Origin of the sequence: Bradyrhizobium sp. 142 (genome assembly GCF_023074015.1) — a bacterium.
Taxonomy (GTDB): domain Bacteria; phylum Pseudomonadota; class Alphaproteobacteria; order Rhizobiales; family Xanthobacteraceae; genus Bradyrhizobium.
Genome location: NZ_JADPKQ010000111.1, coordinates 14,158 through 34,720, shown reverse-complemented (window position 1 = coordinate 34,720; position 20,563 = coordinate 14,158). Strand labels below are relative to the sequence as shown.

20 protein-coding genes are annotated in these 20,563 nt (G+C 64.1%); 9 read left to right on the top strand and 11 right to left on the bottom strand.

The window, feature by feature from the left end; genetic code table 11:
• Positions 1-383: 383 nt before the first annotated feature.
• From IVA82_RS11585 to IVA82_RS11540, 10 genes are all read right to left on the bottom strand, one after another.
• Positions 384-1,421, bottom strand: a complete 1,038-nt coding sequence (locus IVA82_RS11585) for an amino acid ABC transporter substrate-binding protein (protein ID WP_247389122.1) — start codon at positions 1,419-1,421, stop codon at positions 384-386.
• A gap of 111 nt (positions 1,422-1,532) precedes the next feature.
• Entirely contained in the window at positions 1,533-2,126 is a 594-nt protein-coding gene (locus IVA82_RS11580; protein WP_247389121.1) for a L,D-transpeptidase, read from the bottom strand.
• A gap of 350 nt (positions 2,127-2,476) precedes the next feature.
• Positions 2,477-3,451, bottom strand: a complete 975-nt coding sequence (locus IVA82_RS11575; RefSeq protein WP_247389120.1) for a hypothetical protein — start codon at positions 3,449-3,451, stop codon at positions 2,477-2,479.
• Positions 3,452-3,536: 85 nt separating this feature from the next.
• Positions 3,537-4,100 (bottom strand): thioredoxin family protein, encoded by a 564-nt coding sequence (locus IVA82_RS11570; protein WP_247389119.1) that lies wholly within the window; start codon positions 4,098-4,100, stop codon positions 3,537-3,539.
• A 28-nt stretch (positions 4,101-4,128) separates the two neighbouring features.
• Complete coding sequence (locus IVA82_RS11565; RefSeq protein WP_247389118.1) at positions 4,129-4,827, bottom strand: cytochrome c biogenesis CcdA family protein; 699 nt, start codon at positions 4,825-4,827, stop codon at positions 4,129-4,131.
• Positions 4,828-5,276: 449 nt separating this feature from the next.
• Positions 5,277-5,888 carry a sigma-70 family RNA polymerase sigma factor gene (locus tag IVA82_RS11560; RefSeq protein ID WP_148745334.1) on the bottom strand — a complete coding sequence of 204 codons (612 nt, stop codon included), beginning with the start codon at positions 5,886-5,888 and terminating at the stop codon, positions 5,277-5,279.
• Positions 5,889-6,347: 459 nt separating this feature from the next.
• Positions 6,348-7,085: a response regulator gene (locus IVA82_RS11555; RefSeq protein ID WP_247389117.1), complete on the bottom strand. Its 738-nt coding sequence runs from the start codon at positions 7,083-7,085 to the stop codon at positions 6,348-6,350.
• Positions 7,086-7,109: 24 nt separating this feature from the next.
• Positions 7,110-8,855, bottom strand: a complete 1,746-nt coding sequence (locus tag IVA82_RS11550; RefSeq protein WP_247389116.1) for a DUF3369 domain-containing protein — start codon at positions 8,853-8,855, stop codon at positions 7,110-7,112.
• Positions 8,825-10,903: a HAMP domain-containing sensor histidine kinase gene (locus tag IVA82_RS11545; RefSeq protein WP_247389115.1), complete on the bottom strand. Its 2,079-nt coding sequence runs from the start codon at positions 10,901-10,903 to the stop codon at positions 8,825-8,827. The genes IVA82_RS11550 and IVA82_RS11545 overlap by 31 nt, the downstream gene beginning before the upstream one ends.
• A 6-nt stretch (positions 10,904-10,909) precedes the next feature.
• Complete coding sequence (locus tag IVA82_RS11540) at positions 10,910-11,905, bottom strand: TRAP transporter substrate-binding protein (RefSeq protein ID WP_247389114.1); 996 nt, start codon at positions 11,903-11,905, stop codon at positions 10,910-10,912.
• A 201-nt stretch (positions 11,906-12,106) separates the two neighbouring features.
• Here IVA82_RS11540 and ugpB point away from each other — a divergent pair, with 201 nt between their 5' ends.
• Positions 12,107-13,447: a sn-glycerol-3-phosphate ABC transporter substrate-binding protein UgpB gene (gene ugpB, locus IVA82_RS11535; protein ID WP_247389113.1), complete on the top strand. Its 1,341-nt coding sequence runs from the start codon at positions 12,107-12,109 to the stop codon at positions 13,445-13,447.
• Positions 13,448-13,613: 166 nt separating this feature from the next.
• On the opposite strand, the gene IVA82_RS11530 is transcribed toward ugpB, so the two are convergent.
• Positions 13,614-14,288 (bottom strand): DUF938 domain-containing protein, encoded by a 675-nt coding sequence (locus IVA82_RS11530; RefSeq protein WP_247389112.1) that lies wholly within the window; start codon positions 14,286-14,288, stop codon positions 13,614-13,616.
• Positions 14,289-14,545: 257 nt separating this feature from the next.
• Between IVA82_RS11530 and soxX the strand changes: the two genes are divergently transcribed.
• The 8 genes from soxX (at position 14,546) to IVA82_RS11490 (ending at position 20,497) form a co-directional block, all read left to right on the top strand.
• Entirely contained in the window at positions 14,546-14,899 is a 354-nt protein-coding gene (soxX, locus tag IVA82_RS11525; protein ID WP_247389111.1) for a sulfur oxidation c-type cytochrome SoxX, read from the top strand.
• A gap of 36 nt (positions 14,900-14,935) precedes the next feature.
• Positions 14,936-15,418: a thiosulfate oxidation carrier protein SoxY gene (gene soxY / locus IVA82_RS11520; protein WP_247389110.1), complete on the top strand. Its 483-nt coding sequence runs from the start codon at positions 14,936-14,938 to the stop codon at positions 15,416-15,418.
• Between the two features lie 15 nt (positions 15,419-15,433).
• A complete protein-coding gene (gene soxZ / locus IVA82_RS11515) occupies positions 15,434-15,745 on the top strand; it encodes a thiosulfate oxidation carrier complex protein SoxZ (RefSeq protein ID WP_247389109.1) in 312 nt (103 codons plus the stop codon).
• Entirely contained in the window at positions 15,745-16,608 is an 864-nt protein-coding gene (soxA, locus tag IVA82_RS11510) for a sulfur oxidation c-type cytochrome SoxA (RefSeq protein WP_247389108.1), read from the top strand. The genes soxZ and soxA overlap by 1 nt, the downstream gene beginning before the upstream one ends.
• Entirely contained in the window at positions 16,605-16,910 is a 306-nt protein-coding gene (locus tag IVA82_RS11505) for a hypothetical protein (protein WP_247389107.1), read from the top strand. The genes soxA and IVA82_RS11505 overlap by 4 nt, the downstream gene beginning before the upstream one ends.
• A gap of 53 nt (positions 16,911-16,963) precedes the next feature.
• Positions 16,964-18,718, top strand: a complete 1,755-nt coding sequence (gene soxB, locus IVA82_RS11500) for a thiosulfohydrolase SoxB (protein ID WP_247389106.1) — start codon at positions 16,964-16,966, stop codon at positions 18,716-18,718.
• Entirely contained in the window at positions 18,715-19,173 is a 459-nt protein-coding gene (locus tag IVA82_RS11495; protein ID WP_247389105.1) for a hypothetical protein, read from the top strand. The genes soxB and IVA82_RS11495 overlap by 4 nt, the downstream gene beginning before the upstream one ends.
• A gap of 283 nt (positions 19,174-19,456) precedes the next feature.
• Positions 19,457-20,497, top strand: coding sequence for an MBL fold metallo-hydrolase (locus IVA82_RS11490; protein ID WP_247389104.1), 1,041 nt, complete (start codon positions 19,457-19,459; stop codon positions 20,495-20,497).
• Positions 20,498-20,563 lie beyond the last annotated feature (66 nt).

Here is a 20,563-nt window from a genome sequence, read left to right as displayed (position 1 = left end):
GGCCGCTACGCGCCGCCTCCGGCGGTGGCCTGCGGCCAGCCTTGACCGCGGCTGCGTCTGGCGCAGCGGTCAACCATCGGAACGAAAACGCCATCGCGAGTGCATCGCACTCCACACCAACAACCATGAGCAAAGCATGCCCTGATCAATCATTCCCCTTGACAACCACATCCCCATACAAGCCCGGATGAGCGAAGCGAGATCCGGGGATGTCGCGAGCGCTGACCCGCATGTCGCTTCGCTCATGCGGGCTACGGCCACGAGAGGGTGGATAGCGCTCGCCCCAAGCTCGTCATTGCGAGCGCAGCGAAGCAATCCGGACTGTCATCGCGGAAAGATTCTGGATTGCTTCGCTTCGCTCGCAATGACGGCGGAGAGACCTCTTACCTTACCGGCGGCGCGTATTGCACGCCGCCGGCGTTCCAGAGCTGGTTCATGCCGCGCGGGATCTTCAGCTTGGACTTCTCGCCGATATTGCGCTCGTACATCTCGCTGTAATTGCCGACGTGGCGGATGATGCGGACAACCCAGTCCTTGGTGAGGCCGAGCTGCTCGCCGTAATTGCCTTCAGTGCCGACCAGCCGCATCACCTCGGGCTTCTTCGACTTCAGGGCCTCGTCGATGTTCTCCGAGCTGACGCCGAGCTCTTCTGCGTTGATCATCGCGTAGAGCGTCCACTTCACGATCATCATCCAGTCGTCGTCGCGCTGGCGCACCACGGGTGCAAGCGGCTCCTTGGAGATCATGTCCGGCAGGATCATGTGGTCGCCTGGCTTGGACAGGTTCAGCCGCAGCGCGTAGAGCTGGGATACGTCGGCGGTCAGCGTATCGCACTTGCCGGTGTCGTAGGCCTTGACGACGTCGTCGAGCTTGTCGAACTTCACCTCGTCATACTTCATGTTGTTGGCACGGAAGTAGTCGGCGACGTTGAGCGCCGTGGTGGTTCCGGACTGCACGCAGACCTTGCTGCCAGTCAGCTCCAGCGCGGTCTCCTTGTTGCGCGCGCGCGGCAGCATGAAGCCTGCGCCGTCGTAATAGGCCACCGCCGGGAAGTAGAGGTCGTAGTCGAGCTCGCGCGCCATGCTCCAGGTCGAGTTGCGCGAGAGGATGTCCACTTTCCGGCTCTGCAATTCCTTGAAGCGCTCGCTGGCGTCGAGCGGAACGAACTTGGCCTTGGCCGGATCGTTGAAGATCGCCGCCGCCACCGCGCGGCAGAAATCGACGTCGAAGCCGGTCCAGTTGCCCTTGTCGTCCGGAATCGAGAAGCCCGGCAGGCCCTTGTTGACGCCGCACAACACCTCGCCGCGGCGAACGGTGCGCTTCAAGGTGCGGGTGTCGTAGAACTCATAGATCATCGCCAGGGCGCCGACCAGCACGGCAACCGCGAGCCCGATCAGCAGGCCGCCTCGAAATGTGCGCATCATGTCTCTCTCGCGAAAATATCGGGAAAAGGAATTTGGACGAAGGCGGAGAGCATGATCCGAAAAAGCGCGAAGCGGTTTCCCGAGAAGATCATGCTCAAACTATAACCCTCAGAGCTCGGGCTTCTGCCGCACCACCACCTTGGTGCCGACGGGAACGCGATCGTAGAGGTCGGCCACGTCGTGGTTGACCAACCGGAAGCAGCCCGATGAGACCTTGGTGCCGATCGTGTCGGGACGGTTGGTGCCGTGGATGCGATAGACAGTGGTGCCGAGATACATGGCGCGGGCGCCGAGCGGATTGCCGGGGCCGCCGGCCATAAAGCGCGGCAGATAGGGCTGGCGCTGGATCATCTCCGGCGGCGGCGTCCAGTCCGGCCATTCCTTCTTGTTGGCAATGTTTAGCAGGCCCTGCCACTGAAAGCCGTCACGTCCGACGCCGATGCCGTAGCGGATCGCGCGCCCGCCCGGCTGCACCAGATAGAGGTGGCGCTCGGAGGTCGAGATGATGATGGTGCCCGGTGCTTCAGTCGTGCGGAAGTAAACCACCTGCTTCTGCCATTCGGGATCGAGCTCGTAGGCGTCGTCGGCGACCAGGCCTGGCTCGTCGCCGCGGTCCGGCTGCTGGGCGGAGACTTGCGACGCGGACACGATCAGCCCCATCGCAGCAACCAACGCCCCAGTCAGGCGACGAAAATCCGTCATTTCAAGCTCTCCCCGCTGCCACAGCGCAAATCATTCGGAACCATCTGAACTCAGGGGCACCTTCGTGGCAAGTTGATGGCGCGCCCAGCTGGTATGTCACGAGAATGCTTTGGTTTTTTGACGAGGCTCGGCAATGCCACAAACAGGGGATGGCGCGAAAAGCATAGATTGCCACCGAAGGCGGCGGTGCGCTCCCTCTCCCGCTTGCGGGAGAGGGTGTCTCCGCAATAGGGCCTCCCGATGTGGAGAGAGCCCTCACCCGGCGCTACGCGCCGACCTCTCCCGCAAGCGGGAGAGGTCAGACCGAACTCGCGGTGCGATCAACTTCAACAATTGGCACTGGATGCCAGCTAGATCCGGCTATTCTCCGGCGCGATCCCGAGCCGCCGGACGATTTCAGCGGCCACGGCGCGCGCCTCAAGCCGCGAGCCGATGCGGGGGCTGCGAAACCTCCCTCCGGACTGCAATCTGATCACGACGATGCAGTGCTCGTCCTCGGACCGGCCCCGGCGGTCCACCGTGATCGCCTTCACATCGTGGCCCTCGATATGGTCGGCGCGCAAGCTACCGTCACCCCATAAGCGTTCGACGCGGATGTCCGCCTCACGGATGATCCAGAACGCGCCGGTCACGAGGTTGGCGTATCGGTAGACGGAGAACGCGGCGATCACGCCGATCGGCAGCAGCAGGATATCGACATGGCTCGGCGACAACCCGCGCCAGAGCTTGTAGGCGTAGGGAATGGCAGACAGTGCGACGGCGATCAGTGCAACGATTCGGATGTCCCTTGCGGAAAACGGCTCGAGGGGTTCGCCGAGCTGCATCTCGGGATTGCTGGCATCGAGCGGATTGCTTGGCGCCTCGACGTCGGGAACGTCGAACTGCGCGGCGATCCGGGCAACGGTGTCACGAACATGCGTGACATCGGAGATCGGTGGTGACGTCAGCCGTTCACCGGAGGCAAGCGTGAAGGCCAGTTGGAAACGGGCTTTGGCCGCCTTGCTGCCGGCAACCTGGAGCCCCCTGATGTCGTCTTTTCCGACGACCCTGGTGCGGAGCCTGCCGAAGGGCCGTTGCTGCCCGATCAGGATCTCATCCGGCGTGATGATCCACACCACCGCCGGTGCAAGCATGACGGCGCCGACGAACGCCGCTCCCACCAAGAGCGCGCATACGGAGATGATCACTTCCAGCGCATCGTGCGTGAACAGGCCCGGCGTGAAACAGAGCGCAACGGCAGCCGCAGAGCCGGCTATGACCAGCCGCTGCGCGATCGAGGAGCCTTCACGAAGGCGGATGTCGTTGCTGGGGATCGGGTCGTCCATGTCGGGCGGCTGAATTCCGTCGGTTGCGAAACTCCACGGACGGGTCCGTGGAGTCAAGCAACAACGTGAGCCAGCGCAGGCGACATCAGCTGCTGGCGTTCAGCAGCCGCGCCACGGTGCGGTCGATCTGGTCGTAGCTGCCTTCGCCCTCGTGCTGGAACACGATCTTGCCGTTCTGGTCGATGATGTATTGCGCCGGCCAGTAGCGGTTACGATAGGCGTTCCAGGTCTTCGAATCATTGTCCTGCGCCACCGGATAGGTGATGCCGTGACGCTTCAGCGCGGCCTGCACATTGGAAGCGGAGCGCTCGAACGGGAATTCCGGCGTGTGCACGCCGACCACGACCAGGCCGCGGTCTTTGTACTTGGCGTAGAGCTCGGTGACATGCGGCAGCGTGTTGACGCAGTTGACGCAGCCATAGGTCCAGAAGTCCACCAGCACGACCTTGCCGCGGAGGTCGGCGATGCTCAGTGGTCTCGAGTTGAACCAGTCGGTAATGCCGGTGAAGTCGGGCGCAGTCTCCTGCGCGGCGGCAGCGGTCACCATCGGCGCTGCGCGCGCAGCCTCGTCGCAGATGCCGGGAATGACGGCGCCGGTGACAGCGATGCCGATCAGCGCGGGGGATACCGCGAGCAGTTTGAGGGTCATGGAAGCTTCCTCCGTTGCGATGGGATGGTCACAGGCCGACCTGGCCGGTGGGATAGAATCCGGTGAGCCACGCCACGATCAGCGTGTCGTATTGAAAGTAGGCGGCGAGGGCGAATGCGATCACGACGACGCCAAAGCCCTGCTGCAGGCGCGGCGAGATCCGCGCCAGGCTGCGCACGCGCGTGGTCGCGGCCTGCCCGCCATAGGCGATCGCCAGCATCGGAATCGCCGCGCCGATGGCATAGGCGAGCAACAGCGTGCCGGCCCAGGCGAGGTTCTTCGAGGTCGCCACCAGCGTCAGGATCGAGCCGAGCACCGGGCCGGCGCAGGGCGTCCACACCAGGCCGAGCGTGGTGCCGAGCACGAGGCCGCCAAACGCGCCATCGCGCTGCGTGGTGCCGGCGTTGCCGAGATCGAGCCAGCCATTGAACCGGACCGACAGCCATTCGAACGGCGCCGGCCACAGCATCAACAGGCCGAAGCCGAGCAGCAGGAGCGACGCCGCCGAGCGCAGCACGTTCGGATCGAAGTCGAACAGCCGCGTGATTGCGCCGAGCAGCAACGCGGTCGCCGAGAACGAAAGCACGAAGCCGAGCGCGATCATCGCGGGCCGCAAATGCGAGCTGCGCCCGATCGAGGCGCCGAGCAGGATCGGCAGCATCGGCAGCGTGCAGGGCGCGGCGATGGTGAGGACACCGGCAAGGACAGCAAAGATCAGATCGAGCATCGCGCCACTCGTGAATGGGGTCACGAGGGCTGTTCGGGATGGATGCGTCAGTTGTTACGCAGCGTCACACGTTCGTGACGGGCTGGCCTTTGCCGCGTCGACGGTGCGCCCCTCTCTCCCGCTTGCGGGGGAGAGCCGGGGTGGGGGTGTCTCCGCAATGGGACACTTCCCAAGAGGAAAAAGCCCTCACCCGCCGGCGCGGGAGCGCGCGGCGAGAGCCTGCCGCCACTTAGACAAATCCCCCAAACACAAAACGACCCGGAGGGGGGCATCCCATCCGGGTCGCTGGAGGTCTTGGGAGGTTTAAGCAAAACCGTGTGTGAGCTTTATAGGGAGGAAGTTTTTCCGCCTGATGTTGTGCTTCGTTTCAATTGTTTCGTCGGCGGTAACACTTCCGTGTCCGGGACAGGCTTGCAGGCGCAGGCCCATCCCTTTGAAATCCTTGAGTTTCAGGCAGCAAAGCGCTCGACGCCACAGCCCTTAAGCAACTCGGCAAGTTGTTTGCGCGCGTAGAACATCCGGGTCTTCACCGTGCTCTGCGGGATGCCGATGATCTGCCCGACCTCCTCTACCGATTTCTCGTGGTAGTAGACGAGGGTGATGATCTCGCGGTGCGCGGGCGACAGTTTTGCCACGCAGGCGCGCAGGATCGCGCTGGTGTCGCTGCGGTCGAGCGAGGTCTCCGGCGTATCGCAGCTATCGGGAATCTGCCGCACGTCTTCCTGGTCGATGTCCTCGAAGCGGCGCTGGCGCATCGCGGTCAGGGCCTTGAAGCGGGCGATCGATAGCAGCCAGGTCGAAACCTGCGAGCGGCCCTGGAATTGGCCGGCGGTGCGCCAGACGTCGAGGAATACCTGGCTGACCAGGTCTTCCGCCGTGGTGGCGTCGCGCACGATGCGCAGGATGAAGCGGTAGACCCGCACATTGTGCCGGCAATAAAGGATGTGCATCGACGTCCGGTTGCCGTCGGCAATGCTTTCGAGAAGCATGTCGTCCGAGGTCGCCTGAGCGGCAATGATGCTCTGGCTGGCTTGGGCGTTGATGGCGATGACGTTCTGCATTGACTGGCTCCCCGTAGCGCCGCGACCGAGCGGCGTTTCCTTGGACCAAAGTGTTAATGAGCCAACGTTTCGGGACGTCTGCACCAAAAGCGGAAAATGGTTTCGTGCGCTGCTAAATTGTTTCGTCGGATAAATCGCGACGAAACACTCGGGGCAAAAAAGCGTGGAATTTCAACGTACGGAAAATACGGGGTAAGGGATCGGGCGGGGTGAGGAACGAATTTCGGGCGTTTGCGTTCGCTGCCGCGTCCACACTTTCCGCCGTCGTCCCGGACAAGCGCGCCAAAAGCGCGCGCAGATCCGGGACCCATACCCCAGGAAGAAGTCGTCGCCCGAGCAGGTGACGACGAGTCTTCGCCAAACCACGTCTGGTGGCTATGGATCCCGGATCTGCGCGCTGCTCCGCGCGCTTGTCCGGGACGACGGCGGAATTTGCCGCGCCTTACGCCCTCGCGTCCCCTACGCCTTCTCGCCGGCCGGCGAGAACAGATAGCCGCCGCCGCGGATGGTGCGGATCACGGCGGGCTTGGTCGGGTCGGGCTCGATCTTGCGGCGGATGCGCATGATGCGCAGGTCGACGGCGCGGTCGAAGGCCTCGGCGTCGCGCGCATTGGCCAATTCCAGCAGCCGCTCGCGCGACAGCACGCGCTTCGGATTGGCCGCGAACACTTTCAGCAGCCCGAACTCGGATGCGGTCAGCGGATGCTCGTTGCCTTCGTCGTCGCGCAGGGCCTGGGCTTCGAGATCGAGCCATTTGGTGCCGAACCGCACCAGCTGATCCTTGTCGGATTTCGCCGCGGCCGCTTCGCTGGCCGCCGCTTTCGCCGGCGTGCTCCGCCGCAACACCGAGCGGATGCGCGCCATCAATTCGCGCAGCTCGCAGGGCTTGGCGACGTAATCGTCGGCGCCGAGCTCGAGGCCGACCACGCGGTCGATCGGGCTCGCGGTTGCCGTCAGCATGATCACCGGCACGTTGATGCGGCTCTTGAGGTCCCGGATGATCGACAGCCCGTCTTCCTCGGGCATGTTGAGGTCGAGCACGACGAGATCGGGCATGCTGCCCTGGATCGCCGTGCGCAGGCTCTTGCCGCCGTCGCACAGCGTCACGGTGAAGCCGTGCATCTTGAGGTAATCGCCGACCATCTCCCGGGCCGGGGCCTCGTCGTCGACGATCATGATGTGCGGGCTTTGGGTCATCTCAATCGGATCTCGGCACTCAAATCATGGCGTTTGGGTCGCGAGCAGCGTGATGGTGAAGGTCGATCCCTTGCCGGGACCGTCGCTCGTGGCGGTGACCTCGCCGCCGTGCATGTCGATAATACGCTTGACGATGGAAAGCCCAAGCCCCGTCGAGCTCTCGCCCGCGGTCGGTTTCGCCGATAGCCGCTGGAACCGGCCGAACAATCGGCCGAGATCCTCCGGCGACAGCCCGGCGCCCTCGTCGCTGACGCGGATGATGGTGTCGCTGCCCTCATGAGTGACCACGACGCCGATCTTGCCGCCGATCGGTGAGTATTTGATGGCGTTGCTGATCAGATTGTCGATCGCCTCGCGGATGCGGTCGGTGTCGCACATGGTGACGATGTTGGACGGCGCGGTGACGCTGATCGCCTGCTGCTTGTTGACGGCGAGCGGCTGGTTGGCCTCGGCGACCTCCTTGACCAGGGCGGCGACGTCGACCGGCTCGCGGCGGATGGTGATGTCGAAGGCGTCGGCCATGGCGTCCGAGATCAGATGATCGACCATCGTGGTCAGGCGCTTGGTGGCGTCGCGGATATGGTCGACCTGGGCGACCACGCCGTCCGACGACGCGCCGGTCGAGATCAGCTCCTTCAGCATCTCGGTGCGGCCGAGAATGACGCCGAGCGGGTTCTTCAAATCATGGGCGACGGTGCCCAGAATCTCGTTCTTGAAGCCGTTGGCGCGCTGCAGTCGCAGCCATTGCGCTGACAGGCGGCGGTTGGCCTGCATCAGCGCGCGGGTGCGCTGGGCGACGCGGTCCTCGAGCTGGGTGTTGGCGTCCTGCAGCTGCTGATAGAGGATAACGTTGTCGAAGGCGATCGAGAGCCGGCTGGAGAAGATCTCGACCAGCGAGCGGTCGGTCTCGGACAGCTCGCGCTCGGCCTGGAGCAGCACCACGACCTCGCGGCCGCTGCCGGTGCGCAAGTAAATCACGCTGCGGTGGTCGGCGAATTCGTTCTTGCGGCGCTGGAACGCGGCCTCGACCATGGCGCGCAATTCGGGGTCGAGCGCCTTTGACGAGGTGGTGCCGATGAAGCGGCTGTAGCAGCCGCTGCCGGCGAGCACCGAGAGCTCGGGGTCGACCCCGCCGTTGTCGCGCAGCACCAGTATGCCGGCGCAATCGACATTGAGCAGCGAGGCGAGCTGGGTCAGCACGCCCTCGGCGAGGCGCTGCATCGACTTGAAGTCGTACAGCGTCGAGGCGGCGTCGATGATGATCTCGAGCCCGCGCCTTGTCTGCACCATGCGCTCAAGCTGCTGATAGGAGCGCAGCGCCGCCGTCAGTGAGGTGAACAGCTTGTCGGCGGTGAGCTCGGTCTTGGCCTTGTAGTCGTTGATGTCGTATTGAACGATCACGCGCCGTTCCGGCGCCTGGCCGGGCTGTCCGGTGCGCAGGATGATGCGCACGGTCTCGTTCTTGATCTCGTTGCGGATGAACTCGACCAGCTCGAGGCCGGCGACATCGGTCTCCATGATGACGTCGAGCAGCACGGCGGCGATGTCGCTGTGCTCGGCCATCAGCTTGCGACCTTCAGCCGCGGAATGGGCCGAGAGGATCTCAAGGCCCTGGCCGTTGAGACTGTAGTCGGACAGCGCAAAGCGAGTGCCGTCATGCACGGCCGGATCGTCGTCGATGACGGCGATCTTCCATTTCCGGGCGTTAGCATCCTCCGACGCGGTACCGGTATCGTCGATCAGGTGGAGGACATCGTCCTGTTCGGCCATTGAGAAGTCCCGTCACTTTCTGTGCTTTGCGCGCCGCCCTTGGCGAGGCGGGGCATGATAATGCGAAAAGTAGTGCCTTGTCCCAGCTTGGATTCCAGCATCATCCGTCCCCCGAGCTGCTGGGTGACGAGGTTATAGACGATATGCAGGCCGAGTCCCGTGCCGCCTTCGTTGCGCCGGGTGGTAAAGAATGGGTCAAAGGCCTGGCGTTGCACGTCAGAGGTCATGCCGGCGCCGTCGTCGGCGAAGCTGATCTCGATGTCGTCGGCCCCGCGCGGCCGCGCCGAGATCGTGATGGTGCCGGAGCGGCCGTCGGCGAAGGCGTGGTTGGCGGCGTTGAGGAACAAGTTGGTCAGGATCTGGCCATAAGAGCCGGGATAGCCATCGAGCAGCAGCCCCTCGGGCACATCGACCTGGAGCGTGATCGGCGAGCGCTTCAGCACGGGACGCAGGCTCGCGATGATCTGCTCGGTGGCTTCGCTCAATGAGAACTGCCGGCGCTCGGCATGCGAGCGGTCGACTGCGACCTGCTTGAACGACTGGATCAGCTCGCCGGCGCGCTGCAGATTGGCCACGAGCTGCTGCGAGGCATCGCGCGAGGACTGCACGAACTCCTCGAGCTGCGAGCGGCGCAGGCCGCCATCGCCCTTGAGCTGGGCCTCGAAAATCTCGCTGCGGCGGGCAAAGCTGGATGCCACCGTCAGGCTGATGCCGATGGGGTTGTTGACCTCGTGGGCGACGCCGGCGACGAGGCCGCCGAGGGCTGCGAGCCGTTCGGCATCGATCAAATTCTGCTGCGCGGCGTTGAGCTCAAGCAGCGCGCTCTCGGCCTTTTCCTTGGAGGCGCGCAGCTCGTCCTCGGTTTCGCGCTTGGCAATCGCGTTCTCGCGGAACACTTCGACGGCGCGCGCCATAGCCCCGACCTCGTCGCGCGCCCCGGTGCCCTGCACCTCGCGGCCGAGATCGCCGAGCGTGATCGCGCGCATCGCCGCCATGATCTGCTGCAGCGGCAGACGGATCGACAGCGCGATCAACACGCCGACGGTGAGGATGATGCCGAGGAAGATCACCGCGATGGAAAGGACACGACGAGAAATGTCCGCCAGCGTGCGGTCGAACGTTTCCTGCGCCTTCTGCTCGCGCTGGCGCATCTTGGTCGAGAGGTCGTCGATGGCGCCGATCGCCTCGGCCTGGCTGGCGTCGATGGTGTTGCGGAGCAGCTCGGTGCGGCTGGCAAGCTGCTCGGACAGTTTTGCAAAGCCCTCGCGCAGCGCAGTGGTGCGGGTGGCGAGCTTTTGCAGCGCCATACGCTGGAGGTCGTTATCGGCGAGATCGATCATGACCGGAACGGTCTTCTCGATCGTCTCGGTGTTGCGCCGCGCCTCGTCGGCCGCAGCCGGCGACAGCGACAGATAGTAGGAATTCGCCGCCACCAGCATCGCGGTGAAGGCCTCGCGGGATTTGCCCAGCGAGGGCCAGATCAGGGCGTCGCGGTGGCCGGTGGCGCCCTCGATGATGGAATAAAGGCCGGCCATGTCCCTGGCCGGGCCCTGCACCTGGTCCTCATAGGTCTTGGCAATGGTCGCCTGCACGCCGCGCAGGTCACCAAAGCCGTTGAGGAAGCGGTCGGTGGAGCGCTCCAGCTCCTCGACCGAGCCCGAAAGCATCGGGTCCTTGGCGGCGCGGTTGGCCAACGTGCCCAGCACAGCCTCGCGCAGCAGCAGGATCTCGGCAAACAGGTCCGGGCTCGGCTGGTTGATGTAACGGTGGATCAAATTGTGCAGGCGCCCGGTCTCGCTTTCGAGCAGGGCCAAGATCCGGTCGGACTCCCGCACCTGGCGCACGTCGTCCCAGGCCGAGCCCAGCACCTGTGCGCCGTTCCAGATCATCGCGACCAGCACCACCACCACGGCGGAGTTCAGCGCCGCGATCGACAGGATGCGCCAGCGGATCGGCACCGCCCGCAACGCTCCGACGATACGCGCGCGCAGCTGTGCGGCCGAGCCGGCCGCCCGGTCTGCATGCTCGCTGTGTCCAGGCGCGGCCAATTCGGCTCACTCCACCTTGCGAATGCGTTCGATCAGCGCGGCCACGGCGGGATCGCGTGCCGCCTTGGCGTAGATCGCCGCCATCGCGTCCTCGAACGGGTTGCGGTCGATATCCTTGACGACGGCGATGCCGGCGGCCTGCGCTTTACGCTGCGACTGCTCTTCGAGGTCGCGCCACTTCTCGCGCATGAATCGGCTGGAGCGTAGCGCGGCGTCCCTGAAGATCTGCTGGTCGTCCACTGCGAGGCTCCGCCAGGCCTTGAGCGAGATCACCAGCACCTCGGGGCTCATCGTGTGCTCGGTCAGCGTGTAGTAGCCGGCATGCTTGTAATGGTCTGTCGTCACGAAGGATGGCCAGTTGTTTTCGGCGCCGTCGATCAAATGAGTCGCGAGCCCCGTCAGCACCTGCCCATAGGGCAGCTCGACCGGCTCGGCGCCGAGCGAGCGGATCATTTCGCTCATCAACTCCGACTGCTGCACCCGGATCCTCAGGCCTTTGAGGTCGGACACGCCCTGCACCGGCCGGACGGCGTTGTAGATCGACCGTGCGCCGGAACCGTAGAAGGCGAGCCCGACGAAGCCGTAAGGCTCGAAACTGTTCAGGATCTCGCTGCCGATCGGCCCGTCCAGCACCTTCTGCATGTGCTCGATGGACCGGAACAGGAACGGCATGGCGAGCACGTTCATCGTCGGAACGAAATTGCCGATCAGGGCCACATTGGTCCGGTTGAGGTCGATCGCGCCGGCCCGGGTCTGCTCGATCGTCTCCTTCTCCTCGCCGAGCTGGCGGGAGTGAAACACCTTGATCTCGAGCCGGTCCTTGGTGCGCTCGGCGATCAAGGCGCCCATGTAGCGCAGCGCCTGGACGGTCGGGTAATCCTCGGTCTGGGTGTTGGCGGCGCGAAATTCGCGCGCAACGGCGCCGGCCCCGCACATCGCGAGCAGCAGCACGACGAAAACCACCCCGGTCCGCGAGCGTTCGGCACGGTTCAACACTGGCACACTCAACCCCTCAGTGGTGGAGTCTATGGCGGAAGGAAAAGGTTCAATGCAATCTAGCAGATGGTAAAGGGAAGGCCATCCCGGTCCGCCCCGCGGCGCGATTGTGCGGCGCGGCCAGGGCTCATTCCCGGTTGAAACCGCAAACGCCGCGCCTTAAGCAGGATCGGTCGCCTTTTTCCGCGCGACACGGGAAGAGCCAACGTGACTTCAGCATTGCGCCTTTTGCAGATCGCCGCCGCCTTCGCGGCCCTCTCCTTGGCGTCTCTCTCATTGGCCACTCCGGCGCGCGCCGCCACCGACATCGCGCTGTGGCACGCCATGTCCGGCGAGCTCGGCCGGCAGCTGGAGAAGCTCGCCTCCGACTTCAACGCCTCGCAGTCCGATTACCGGATCGTGCCGAGCTACAAGGGCAATTACACCGAGACGGTGACGGCGGCGATCTTCGCCTTCCGCTCGCGCAGTCAGCCTGCGATCGTCCAGGTCAACGAGGTCGCCACCGCCACCATGACGGCGGCCAAGGGCGCGATCTATCCCGTGTTCAGCATGATGCGGGATATGAACGAGCCGTTTTCGCTGGGCGATTATCTTCCCGCCGTGTCCGGCTACTACACCGATGCGGCCGGCAATCTCTTGTCGTTCCCGTTCAATTCGTCGACGCCGATCCTGTACTACAACAAGACCATGTTCCGCGATGCGGGCCTCGATCCGAATCTGCCGCCGAAGACGTGGCCGGAGCTGGGCGCCGCCGCAAAGCGCCTGCGCGAGCGCGGCGCGGTCTGCGGCTTCACCACGTCCTGGCCGTCCTGGATTCATATCGAGAACTTTTCGGCGTTTCACAACCTGCCGCTCGCAACCCGCGCGAACGGCTTTGCCGGCTTGGATGCCGAGCTGACCATCAACAATCCGGTCGTCGTCAAACACGTTGCCCAACTCGCCGAATGGCAAAAGACAAAGCTGTTCGACTATAGCGGCCGCGGGCAGTCGGCCGAGCCGCGCTTCCAGAACGGCGAATGCGGCATCTTCATCGGCTCCTCGGCGACGCGCGCCGACATCAAGGCGAATTCGAAGTTCGAGATCGGCTACGGCATGATGCCGTATTGGCCCGACGTGAAGGATGCGCCGCAGAACTCGATCATCGGCGGCGCCACGTTGTGGGTACTGCGGGACCGGCCGCGCCAGGAGTACAAGGGCGTGGCGAGGTTCTTCGCCTATCTGTCGCAACCCGGCGTGCAGGCGGCCTGGCACCAGAACACCGGCTATCTGCCGATCACCCGCGCCGCCTTCGAGCTGACGCGCGCGCAGGGCTTCTATGAGCGCAATCCGGGCTCGGCGATCTCGTTCGAGGAGGTCACGCTGCACCCGCCGACGGAGAATTCGAAGGGCATCCGGCTCGGCTCCTTCGTCCTGATCCGCGGCGCCATCGAGGATGAGCTGGAGCAGGCGTTTTCGGGCCAGAAGGGCGCGCAAGGAGCACTCGATTCCGCAGTCGAACGCGGCAACAAGCTGCTGCGCCAGTTCGAGCGCGCCAGCCCGGAGCGGTAGCGGCTGCCTGAGCGTGCGCCTCGTCCTTCGAGACGCCCGCCTAGGGGCGGGCCCTCAGGATGAGGTCTCGTTTCGCGGCGAGATTTTGGACTCTCATGGTGAGGAGCGCCGCCTTACGGCGCATCTCGAACCGCGAGGCCGGGCAGGTTCGCAGCAACGCCGCAGCTTAACCCCGCTCAAACACCAGCATGAGATTGTTCGCGGGCATCTCGATCGTATCTATCAATGTGAGCCGCACGCCTCGCGCCAGTTCCTCGACATCGCCGATGTCGCGCACGCCCCAGTCGGGATTGCCTTCGCGCAGCGAGGTGTCGAACACGGCATTGCTGAGGGCGGTGTGCTTGCCGTCGCGCTTGAACGGGCCGTAGAGGAACAGCTTGCCGTCGGCGCGCAAATAGCGGCCGGCGCCGGCGAACAGGCCCTTGGCCACGTCCCATGGCGCGATGTGGATCACATTGGCGCAGAACACGGCCGCAAGACTTGTCGGCCCCTGGCCGCTCGCCATCTCCGGACACCAGTGCGGATCGGACAGATCGATCCGCAGCGGGGAGCGGACGTTCGGCAGGCCGGAATGGACGCGCCAGGCCTCGATGCTCTTGAGATGCCGCTGGTTGAGGTCGCTCGGCCACCAGATCAGGCCGGGCGTATGGCGGGCGAAATGGACCACGTGCTGGCCGGTTCCGCTGCCGACCTCGACCACGTTGCCCGACGTCCCGGCGAGGTGCTTTTCCAGGGCCGCCCAGATCGGCTCGTGATTGCGATGAAATGCCGGCGCATCGAGCCGCCCGTCCGGCTCGACCCGGCCGCCGTCCCTGCCAAATTCAAAGACATAGTCAGCCAATTGAATCCCCTGAAAACTGGAGAACGAAAATGAAAACAGAATGAGCGCCCGAACGCTCCAAAATCACCGGCCTGCGCCCAAGGACCGAATCCCTGAACAAATAATCTCTTTAGTTGTAATGCGGAAGATATTAACTCCATTTTGCCGCGCGCATAGTCTTGATTGTCAGACGATGCCCTTTGTGCTTTGGAACGCATCTATTTCCGCGCACGAGATCATCGACATAACGCCATGGAATGACGCTTTGGAATGACGCCTTGACCGCACTGTCCCGGAAGCCCCTGCTGTTCATGCTGGCCATCGTCGCGGGTCTCGCCGCGAGCCCGGCGCTGGCGCAATCCACTGTCGCCGACGGCCAAAAGCTCGCGTTCGACCGCGGCAAGGGCAATTGCCTGACCTGCCATGTCATCAAGGACGGCGACCTGCCGGGGACGATCGGGCCGGAGCTCAAGGACATCAAGGCGAAATACCCCGACCGCAACGAGCTGGTCGCGATCCTGTTCGACGAGACCAAGCGCAACCCGCAGTCGATGATGCCGCCGTTCGGCCGGAACCGGATTTTGACCGAACAGGAGATCAGCGCGATCGTCGATTTCCTGCAAACCCTGTGACCGCCGGCCCGGCAGATCGACCAGGAGAGATTTGAGATGCACAACCCCGCTCTCGCGACACGGCGCCTGATCCTTCAGGGCGCGGCCTCGGTCGCGCTGCTCGGCCTCGGCAATTTGCCGTTCGCAGCCCCCGCGCGCGCCGCAGCCAACGACAAATATCCGGAAGAGGCGTTCAAGCAGAAGAGCGAGGCGGAGGCGATCAAGGCGCTCTATGGCAAGAACGCCGAGCCCTCCGACAAGGTCAAGTTAGATGCGCCCGAGATCGCCGAGAACGGCGGCGTGGTGCCGATCTCCGTGACGACGACGCTCGACAAGGTGACCTCGATCTCGTTCTTCGTGGCGGAGAATCCGAATGCGCTGGCGGCGTCCTACAGGATACCTGACGGCACGATGGCGAGCGTCTCCAACCGCCTGAAGATGGCCAAGACCACCAACGTGACCGCGATCGTGGAAGCCGACGGCAAGCTCTACAGCGCGACCAAGGAAGTGAAAGTCACCGTCGGCGGCTGCGGCGGTTAAGCGAGGAAGTTCGATATGGCATCCAGCATTCGCGTCCGCGCCACCGCCAACGGCGACATCACTGAGGTGCAGGCGCTGATCCAGCACCCGATGGATACCGGCTTCGTCAAGGATGCCAAGGGCGAACTGATCCCGGCGCATTTCATCCAGGAGCTGAAGTTCGAACATAACGGCAAGGACGTCTTCGTCGCCGAATGGGGCACCGCGGTTTCCAAAGACCCCTACGTCAAGTTCAGCTTCAAGGGCGCCAAGAAGGGCGACGACCTCAAGGTTTCCTGGACCGACAACAAGGGTGCGTCGGACACGGCCACCGCGAAGATTTCGTGATGACACGGCGCGCTACTATCCTGCTCGGTTCAGCCTTCGTCGCACTGGCGGCGCTTGCTCTTGCATCGCCGCGTGTGGTTGCAGCAGACAAGGTTGACCCTGTCGCCGACGCAAAAGCGTTCCAGAATTTCTTCTTCCAGAAGTTTCCGAACGTGAAGCACGAGGATTTCGTCAACGGTCCCTATTCCATGAACGAGGACATGAAGCGGCAGTGGCGGGAGAAGGAGGAATTCCCGCCCTACGAGTTCGCGCTCGATGCCGGCAAGGAGATGTTCGCCACCCCGTTCAAGAACGGCAAGAGCTATGCCGACTGCTTCCCGAATGGCGGCATCGGCATCCGCCAGAACTACCCCTATTTCGACGAGAAAGAAGGCAAGGTCGTCACTCTGGAGCTCGCGCTCAACCGCTGCCGCGAGGCCAATGGCGAGGCGCCCTACTCCTACGTCAAGGACGAGATGGCCTCGCTGACCGCTTACATGGCCTTTACCTCGCGCGGCAAGCCGATGGACATCCAGATCCCGGACGACCCCCGTGCGCTCGCGGCGTTCGAGAACGGCAAACGCTATTTCTACACCCGGCGCGGCCAGATGAATTTCTCCTGCGCCAGCTGCCATGTGCAGAGCCCCGGCGAGCGCATCCGCGCCGAGATACTGGCGCCGGCACTCGGCATCCTGAACGCGATGCCGATTTACCGCTCCGAATGGAGCGGCATGGGCACGACCAGCCGCCGCTTCATCACCTGCAACAGCCAGACCCGCGCGGTTCCGCTGGAACCGCAGGCGGATGAATATCGCGACGTCGAGTATTTCCTCTCCTACGTCGCCAACGGCCTGCCGATTTCCGGACCGGGAGCGCGGCCATGAAGCGGTCACTTCCCCTCGCCATGCTGCTCGCGTTGAGCCTCGCGTCACCCGCGCGCGCGGCAACCGAGGCGGACTACAAGGCGGCCTATGCCGCCGCAGAAGCCGCATCGAAGGAGGCAGCCTCCTTGCGCCACCAATGGACCACGACCGTCTCGACGCTGGCCACGGCCAGGAAAGCCGCCGACGGCGGCGATTTCGACCGCGCATTTGCCGCGGCGAAAGAGGCCGAGGCGCTGGCGAAGGCATCGATCTTCCAGGCGGCATCCGAAAAAGAAGCCTGGAAGGCAATGGAAATCCGCTAGACTGTTCTTCATTGGAACTGTGTTGCGATCATTAAGGGCGCGTCGAGTTCGAGATGGCCATCCGCCGCCGCGATTTCCTGAAGGGTGCAGGCGTTGCCGCCGTCTCGGCCGGGCTGCCGCGGCTTGCGCGCGGCGCTGACGCTGCGAGCATCTACGACATCGAGCGCTCCGGCAACGCGCGGATCCTGCACATCACCGATACGCATGCGCAGCTCAACCCGATCTACTTTCGCGAGCCAAGCGTCAATATCGGCATCGGCCAGATGATGGGACAGCCGCCGCACCTGGTCGGCCGCGCCTTCCTCGACCGGTTCGGAATCCGGCCCGACAGCGCCGATGCCTATGCCTTCACCTGCTTCGAGTTCGAGAAGTCCGCCGCCCGCTTCGGCAAGCTCGGCGGCTTTTCCCATCTGAAGACGCTGGTCGATCGCCTCCGCAGCGACGTCGGCGAGAAGCACACCCTACTCGTGGATGGCGGCGACCTCTGGCAGGGCACCGGCCTTGCCAACACCGTGCAGGGCCGCGACATGGTCGAGGTCGCCAACCTGCTCGGCATCGAGGCGATGACCGGGCATTGGGAATTCACCTTTGGCGAGCAGGTGCTGCGGGACAATCTCGAGCGCTTCAAGGGCGAGTTTCTGGCGCAAAATGTCTTCCTGACCGAGGAAGCCGCCTTCAACGACGCTCAAGCCTTCGACAAGGCGACGGGCCGCGTGTTCAAGCCGTCGATCATCAAGGAGCTCGGCGGCCATCGCGTCGCGATCATCGGCCAGGCCTTTCCTTACGTGCCGATCGCGCATCCAAAGCGGTTCACGCCGGACTGGACCTTCGGCATCCGCGAGGAGGAATTGCAGAAGCTTGTCGACGCGTTGCGCGGACACGACAAGGTCGATGCCGTCGTCCTGCTCTCGCATAACGGAATGGACGTCGACCTCAAGCTCGCAAGCCGCGTCACCGGCATCGACGTCATTCTCGGCGGCCACACCCACGACGCGATCCCGCAGCCGGTCGCGGTGAAGAATGCGGGCGGCACTACGCTCGTGACCAATGCCGGCTCCAACGGGAAATTCCTAGGCGTGCTCGATCTCGCGCTCGACAAGGGCAAGGTCAGCGACGTCAGGTATCATCTGCTGCCAATCTATTCCGAACTGCTCAAGCCCGATCCTGGGATGGCCGAGCTGATCGGCCGGCTGCGCGCACCGTACGCGGCGGACTGGTTGGAGAAAATCGCCACGCCGGACCGCCTGCTCTATCGGCGCGGAAATTTTTCCGGGCCCGTCGACGAGCTGATCTGCACGGCGCTGCGCAGCGAACTCGATGCCGAAATTGCGCTGTCGCCGGGCTTCCGCTGGGGTGTCACTACGCTGTCCGGCCAGGGGTTGACCATGGAGGACGTGCTCGCGCAAACGGCGATCAGCTATCCCGAAACGTACGTCCAGGAGATGACGGGCGGCCAGATCAAGGACGTGCTGGAAGACGTCTGCGACAACCTCTTCAACGCCGATCCCTATTATCAGCAGGGTGGCGACATGGTTCGCGCCGGCGGCCTTGCCTATACCTGCACGCCGACGGCCGCGATCGGCAGCCGCATCTCCGAGCTGAAGCTCGGCAACGGAAAGTCGCTCAACGCAAACCATCGCTACAAGGTCGCCGGCTGGGCGTCGGTCAACGGCCAGCAGGGCGCGCCGGTGTGGGATGTCGTCGGCAAATATCTCCGCACGGGCCGGTTGATGCCGCCGGAGCGGCTCGGCTCCGGCGTCACGCTCAGGGGTGTCGAAGACAACCCGGGCATTGCAGGACAGGGATGACGCGTTCGCAAAAATTTGGCGCGATGATGCTGACGCTGTTGGCCTGGACCGCGATCGCACCGGCTTCGGCCCAGCAGGTGCCGCTCCAGGACAAGCCGTTCGCCGAACACAAGGTCGTACTCCAGCTCTCCGACGGCGATGCGAAGAAGCAGGCGCTGGTGCTCAGCATCGCCAACAATTTGTTGAAGGCTTACGATCCCGACAAGGTCGCGATCGAAATCGTGGCCTTCGGCCCCGGCATCGACCTGCTGCTCGCCGGCAACGACCGCCGCAAGCAGGTCGAAAGCCTGATCGCACAGGGCGTGCGGTTCGACATCTGCCTCAACACTGTCGACACGATCGAGCGGGAGTCCGGCAAGCGGCCGGAGTTCATCCCCGCGGCCACGCCGGTGCAGGTCGGGGTCGGGCAGATCCTGTTCCTGGCGGAGAATGGCTACACGCTGGTGAGGCCGTAGGGCGATCTCTCGCCCCGTCGTCCCGGCGAAGGCCGGGACCCATACCGCGTGATCTATCGATGGAGGGCGGTCAGCGTACCGAACGACGAGTCCTCGCCAAACTCCTCCCTATGGCTATGGGTCCCGGCCTTCGCCGGGACGACATCGAGTTTGGGGGCACGGCCGGAGCTCGTCACCCAGCAACAAAAATCTTCTAAAGTTGATTGCTTGCACAGTGAATTGCTTCTCTTCCCGGCCCACGCCGTAGTAAAATCTTGGAAATCAGTTCGCGCCGGGTGTTGCCATGATCTTCCGCCAGCTCTTCGACAGCGTTTCAGGCACCTACAGCTACGTCCTGGCGAGCCGCCCCGGCGGCGAGGCGCTGATCCTCGATCCCGTGCTGGAAAAGGTCGATCGCTACTGCCAGCTGCTGCGCGAGCTCGACCTCAAGCTGGTCAAGGCGGTCGACACTCACCTGCATGCCGACCACGTCACCGGCCTCGGCGAGTTGCGCGACCGCACCCATTGCATGACCGTCATGGGCGACCAGACCAAGGCCGACGTGGTGGCGATGCGGGTTGCCGACGGCGACAAGGTGACGATCGAGGGACTGTCGCTCGACGTAATGTACACGCCCGGCCACACCGACGATTCCTATTCCTATCTGATGGGCGACCGCGTCTTCACCGGCGATACGCTGTTGATCCGCGGCACCGGCCGCACCGATTTCCAGAACGGCTCATCGCGCGCGCAGTACGATTCGATTTTCAACCGCCTGCTCAAGCTGCCGGACGAGACGATGGTCTTCCCAGCGCATGACTACAAGGGCGACACCGTCTCCACTATAGGCGAGGAGAAGCGCTACAATCCGCGGCTCCAGGTGCGCTCGGTCGACGAATATATCGAGCTGATGGCCAATCTGAAGCTGCCCAATCCGAAGATGATGGACGTCGCGGTGCCCGCCAACATGCATGTCGGCTTGCATCAGGAGGAGCTGGAGAAGGAGGGCCGCGCGCTCAGCGCGATCGAGGCGATCCGCTCGCTCGGCCGTCCCGACATCCTGCTGGTCGATCTGCGCGAGACCAATGAGCGGATCAAGCACGGCACGCTCGAAGGCGCGCTGCACACGCCCTATCCTTCCGTCGAGGAGAGCCTGAAGCCCGGGGGCATGCTGCGTGAGGTCGCGGCGGCGACCGGCCGCCGCGTTGTGTTCTTCTGCGCCTTCGGCGAGCGCTCTGCGATGGCGGTGGCCGCCGCCAAGGATGCCGGCCTTTCCAACACCGCTCACATCGCCGGTGGCATCGACGCCTGGAAAAAGGCCGGTGGGCCGGTCATGCAGGGCTGACGTCATCGTCCCCTTGAGATAAGTCAGGGAACGCACATATTTTCAGGCTAGAAGCGGATGACGCAT

Coding starts and splice junctions, on each gene's coding strand:
- IVA82_RS11585 (WP_247389122.1), bottom strand. CDS start 1,421: ATGCGCACATTTCGAGGCGGCCTGCTGATCGGGCTCGCGGTTGCCGTG.
- IVA82_RS11580 (WP_247389121.1), bottom strand. CDS start 2,126: ATGACGGATTTTCGTCGCCTGACTGGGGCGTTGGTTGCTGCGATGGGG.
- IVA82_RS11575 (WP_247389120.1), bottom strand. CDS start 3,451: ATGGACGACCCGATCCCCAGCAACGACATCCGCCTTCGTGAAGGCTCC.
- IVA82_RS11570 (WP_247389119.1), bottom strand. CDS start 4,100: ATGACCCTCAAACTGCTCGCGGTATCCCCCGCGCTGATCGGCATCGCT.
- IVA82_RS11565 (WP_247389118.1), bottom strand. CDS start 4,827: ATGCTCGATCTGATCTTTGCTGTCCTTGCCGGTGTCCTCACCATCGCC.
- IVA82_RS11560 (WP_148745334.1), bottom strand. CDS start 5,888: ATGCAGAACGTCATCGCCATCAACGCCCAAGCCAGCCAGAGCATCATT.
- IVA82_RS11555 (WP_247389117.1), bottom strand. CDS start 7,085: ATGACCCAAAGCCCGCACATCATGATCGTCGACGACGAGGCCCCGGCC.
- IVA82_RS11550 (WP_247389116.1), bottom strand. CDS start 8,855: ATGGCCGAACAGGACGATGTCCTCCACCTGATCGACGATACCGGTACC.
- soxY (WP_247389110.1), top strand. CDS start 14,936: ATGCACAACCCCGCTCTCGCGACACGGCGCCTGATCCTTCAGGGCGCG.
- soxZ (WP_247389109.1), top strand. CDS start 15,434: ATGGCATCCAGCATTCGCGTCCGCGCCACCGCCAACGGCGACATCACT.
- soxA (WP_247389108.1), top strand. CDS start 15,745: ATGACACGGCGCGCTACTATCCTGCTCGGTTCAGCCTTCGTCGCACTG.
- IVA82_RS11505 (WP_247389107.1), top strand. CDS start 16,605: ATGAAGCGGTCACTTCCCCTCGCCATGCTGCTCGCGTTGAGCCTCGCG.
- soxB (WP_247389106.1), top strand. CDS start 16,964: ATGGCCATCCGCCGCCGCGATTTCCTGAAGGGTGCAGGCGTTGCCGCC.
- IVA82_RS11495 (WP_247389105.1), top strand. CDS start 18,715: ATGACGCGTTCGCAAAAATTTGGCGCGATGATGCTGACGCTGTTGGCC.
- IVA82_RS11490 (WP_247389104.1), top strand. CDS start 19,457: ATGATCTTCCGCCAGCTCTTCGACAGCGTTTCAGGCACCTACAGCTAC.